Here is a 4,353-nt window from a genome sequence, read left to right as displayed (position 1 = left end):
CGTTAGCTGAATAAGAAAAAAGCCACCAAGAATGGCAGCTGGTCTTCAACATAAGCACCCATTCTTGAATAAGCTATTGCATATTAGAATCGTATCGTTCACTTAATATTTATTTGTAAAAGACTTAAATTGGAATTAATGTACACTTGCCCAAAACTTATCCCTCTTTTAAACTAAATGTATTCATAACAATAAAGGGAGAAAAAACGTGAACAAAACACTCGGATTTTTAGTAACCTTTTCGATACTAATGGCTCTTAATTTCGGTGCAGCACATCTTTTTCAAGCCGATATAGTTGATTTAACTTTTCCTGTAGGAATCCTGGGAATCCTAGTAACAGCACGAAATAATCCAATGACCGATCTATTTAACAGCAAAACCTACATGGAAGTTGAGGGAAAAAGAGGCGCTAAATTTGGTAGAATACCAATCCTTGCTTCCGTTACATATACTTTATGTGCCATTATCGTTACATTCTTTTATTACAAAAGCTATTTCATATAGTGTTGCTATTTTTAGCAGCACTTATTTTATTACCCAATATACGTCAATTATGCATTACTAAATTATTAAGACATAATGATAACTTAAAAGACACAATTCCTTGTACAAGAATTGCGCCCGATTGTGGAGGATCATTTATGTTGTCTTAATTGAAGATAAGCACCCGTTAGCTTAACAAGGATTAGTTAAAAAGATAAATATTCTAACAATAATTTTCTAGTCTTTTCATTGTTCATATATTCATCGTAAAACGTTGGATAATTAGAGATGTTTTCTTCTAAAAACCGATATTGTTCAAAAGTGTCAAAGAAGGATAATTTAAGCCCCTCTATTTGACCTTGTGGGATTTTGCTTTGATTTCCCCTAAGAACATAACTTAAACATCCAGGTATATTCATCCAATAAGTATTTAAATCAGCGTTTAAACAATCTTGTTTCGAAAATTTCCTTTTAAAGTCTTTTTGCATCTTAGCTGTATCTTTAGAAGGAAAAGGATTAATTATAATTTGTTGCATAGACTTCAATTCTTCAAAAATTTGCGTTTTATCTGTATCAAACACCACCAATTTGTAATATTACATATTTTATTTTACCATTTCTTCTTCCACTCCCTCAGTTTGATACGAATATCTCTCGAATGCTCACTTATTCGCAGGATTTCACAACCCTTATAAATAGAATGACAGGTAATTGGAATGAATTCAGATCATTTGGCTTCGTGAAGGCATAGTTAAATAAAGGAGTTAGCTAATACTTCATATTTTACCATATAATGCACATCTCCACGCCGCCCCTGGAGGCTTTCCCTCCCATGTCTCAACGGGTCAATTGCCCTCTCATTCCTTCGTCATGCCTATCCAAGGGGTGGAGGCCAGTTATGCTAACCTGATGGGTCACAATGCCCTTTTGTTCAAGAAACCTGGTACTCCGTACATATTTGAAATCCTACGAATAAGACAACATTCAATAATTAAAGTTAACTATTTTAGATGGTGCATCTACTTAACTAATGTTTTATTTCTATGCTGCTAAAGGGATTAATTCTTGTATTTTATTTGGACAGTAAGACTCGTTTCGTCGTATTATTCCTACAAAAATCCTTGCTAATTTACCGATCAGTTTCATGATTGATTTCATTTTCTTTATCTTTTTAACCTTCACATTATGGGAATGCATGGCTTTAAATTCAGGGTTATTCATCACAAGGCTCATGGTTGCTAAGTAGAGGAAGCGTCGGAGTCTTGATCTTCCACGCTTCGAAATGACGATCTGACCTTTCCATTTGCCTGAACTTGCTTCAGCTAGATGTAATCCTGCAAGACGTAATAGAGAGTTTCCGTGGGAAAATCCACTTAAATCTCCTGACTCACCTAGTATCCCAGCTAATGAAATTTCACTTATTCCCTTAATCATAAGTAGTTTTTTCGCGAATGGTATTTTGTTGAGGACATCTTTAACTTGTTGTTCAACTCTTTCGAGTTGTTTTGCAGCGAGGTCATATTCCTCTAATAATTGTTCTAAATGGAATTTATAAGCATCAAGTGCTTGTTCGGTTCCAATAGAAGATTTTGCTAGATTGATCAGTAATTGAGCTTTTTTAGGTCCTGGTTGTCTTTTCATTAATGACTTCAATCCCCTCATGACATCTAGTGGCTCCATTGAAGATATTTCATCTGGAGTTGGAAACAAACGAAGGGTTGCTATGGCCCCTTTGCACGAAACATCCTTAAACACTTGCCGTAGCTCTGGAAAGACAACATCTACCCATCGATTTATTTGATTAATAGACATGACGAGACGTTTTACAATCACATCACGATTAGACATTAGAACTCTAAGTTTCTCAAATGATTCTGATGATAGGCGAATGAAGGAATAGTAGCCGTTTTTGACCATATCCGCGATAACGAGCGCATCCTTTTTATCACTCTTAGATTGGGTATTATCACGATTCTCTTTATTCCTTTTTACTAAGTGGGGATTGACTGTTACTACCTCAATGTTTTGGTTATATAACCATTTGGATAGGTTAATCCAGTAATGACCTGTAGGCTCCATACCAACTATTGTTGAATCTAATTTTTTTAGTTTTTGTAAGTTTTGAATCCAACTTAATAGTTTTACGAACCCCTCTTCATTATTTTCAAATGAAAGAGGATCTCCAACTACAATTCCACGGAAGTTAACAGCTCGAGCAACGTGTAGTTGTTGAGCGATATCCACACCAACAATAAGGTGTGTATCGGAAATTCTTTCTATTAGTTGATTTTGTTTGTCTTGCATTTTAAAATTCATAGTAGGGCTTCCTCCTTAAGACAATGAGTTTAGATTGGTCTCTATACTCGTATCTTACTGAGGGGCTCTATTTTTTTCAAACCTGATATTTAACGATCTACAGGAATGCTAACCTGCTTACATTAGTGGAACAAGAAAAAAAGCCGCCGCAGCAGTCCCCATCTTTAACTCTTGCACCCGTTACTTGAATAAAGGTTATAGAAAAAACCAACACAAAGCTACTATTGCAAACATAAGTAATCCAAATGTAAAAGCAAATACTCTATACAATTTAATATGAAAACGTTCAGGGAAAATTTTTTTATTTAACCATAAAAGAAAATCAACAAGTAATTCGACTAAAATGATATCTGTATCTAATGCTTCAAAGAATTTATCATCTTTTTTATATGGTTTAAAAGCATGATAAAGGGCATAAGCACCTGCACCACCGACTAAAACGGTAATTATGATTAGAAAAATCAAATCCATAATATCACCTTTTTAAAAGAATACTTTCCATATGCATTATTCCCAACTTTTATTAAATTTTGAATTAAACTGCTTACGTTGGCTGAACAAAAAAGGCTCCCAAAAAGGCAACCATATCTTGAACTCAAGCACCCTTTAGTGCACAAGATGCTATGAATAATTGCTCTCAGAATCAGTTGTGAATCGACACCAGATGATTACCGCCAGCAAAACAAAAAGTCTACCATTTCAGTCTTTTTTTCTTAAAAAACATCTTTATTGACTGGTTTACCTTCTTTGTCGTACAGCTCATATTCCACATGATAGCCATGATCCCTTTGTTTTGGTAAGTTATGTATTTTGTAAAATGAGGCTGTTTCATTAGGAACACTAATTTCATCTTCAAGTATTTTTACACCGTTTACCTTTATGATTAATTTAGTGACGTTATTATAATAATTCGATACGATAATTACTCTATTCAGATTAAACTTTATAGGGAAAACCGATAATTCACTTGACCTTGTTTCTGAGTCTTCAAACTTGTAGTTCCCAAATTTATCTTTATAAAAAACAATATACGAAGGACGATTGTCATACAAAAACGGAACGATTCGTTCATTTTTGTCGTCAATGATTTTTAAGATTTTAATCGATTCCTTGTTTTTAAATAAATCACTCGAATTAATAACGTTAATAATATTTTCTTTATTATTACCGTTCACAAAAAAGATAGGTCTAAGAACCAGTCTAACAATTACTAATACCACACACACTGATAAAATTCCGATAATCACTTTTTTCATGTCAATTTTCCCTCCAAAGGTTGTGACCTAGCCGTATTATTTCGACTATTTAATTGTATATGAATAGTATTATTTTGTAATTTGGGGGAATTTCGCTCTTTTTCACTCTAAATGCACAATTTGTACAAAGTGAATGGCTGTTGACGCAACCCTTGTTCAACTATCCTGCACGTTAGTGGAACAAGAAAAAGAGCTGCCGCAGCAACCCGTAGTTAAACTCAAGCACCCGTTTGTTTAAGTAAAATATTTCACAATTTCTAAAATTAGTTTTTAGGAAACTCCAGTAAACTATCTTCT

5 protein-coding genes are annotated in these 4,353 nt (G+C 34.0%); 1 reads left to right on the top strand and 4 read right to left on the bottom strand.

Annotation, left to right across the window (positions count from 1 at the left end):
• Positions 1-208: 208 nt before the first annotated feature.
• Positions 209-505 (top strand): hypothetical protein, encoded by a 297-nt coding sequence (locus ACJ004_RS29925; protein ID WP_410896714.1) that lies wholly within the window; start codon positions 209-211, stop codon positions 503-505.
• 185 nt (positions 506-690) lie between these two features.
• Here the strand turns inward: ACJ004_RS29925 and ACJ004_RS29920 are convergent, their stop codons facing one another.
• From ACJ004_RS29920 to ACJ004_RS29905, 4 genes are all read right to left on the bottom strand, one after another.
• Positions 691-1,068 carry a YxiJ-like family protein gene (locus ACJ004_RS29920; RefSeq protein WP_410896713.1) on the bottom strand — a complete coding sequence of 126 codons (378 nt, stop codon included), beginning with the start codon at positions 1,066-1,068 and terminating at the stop codon, positions 691-693.
• Positions 1,069-1,525: 457 nt separating this feature from the next.
• Positions 1,526-2,800, bottom strand: coding sequence for an IS110 family RNA-guided transposase (locus ACJ004_RS29915; RefSeq protein ID WP_410896712.1), 1,275 nt, complete (start codon positions 2,798-2,800; stop codon positions 1,526-1,528).
• A gap of 195 nt (positions 2,801-2,995) precedes the next feature.
• Positions 2,996-3,271 carry a hypothetical protein gene (locus ACJ004_RS29910; RefSeq protein ID WP_410896711.1) on the bottom strand — a complete coding sequence of 92 codons (276 nt, stop codon included), beginning with the start codon at positions 3,269-3,271 and terminating at the stop codon, positions 2,996-2,998.
• A 242-nt stretch (positions 3,272-3,513) separates the two neighbouring features.
• Complete coding sequence (locus ACJ004_RS29905) at positions 3,514-4,047, bottom strand: immunoglobulin-like domain-containing protein (protein ID WP_410896710.1); 534 nt, start codon at positions 4,045-4,047, stop codon at positions 3,514-3,516.
• Between the last annotated feature and the right edge of the window lie 306 nt (positions 4,048-4,353).

Source organism: Neobacillus sp. 204, assembly GCF_046562815.1.
In the GTDB taxonomy this organism is placed as follows: domain Bacteria; phylum Bacillota; class Bacilli; order Bacillales; family Cytobacillaceae; genus Neobacillus.
The sequence above is the reverse complement of the archived record's forward strand: the minus strand, read 5'-3'. Positions and strand labels throughout refer to the sequence as shown.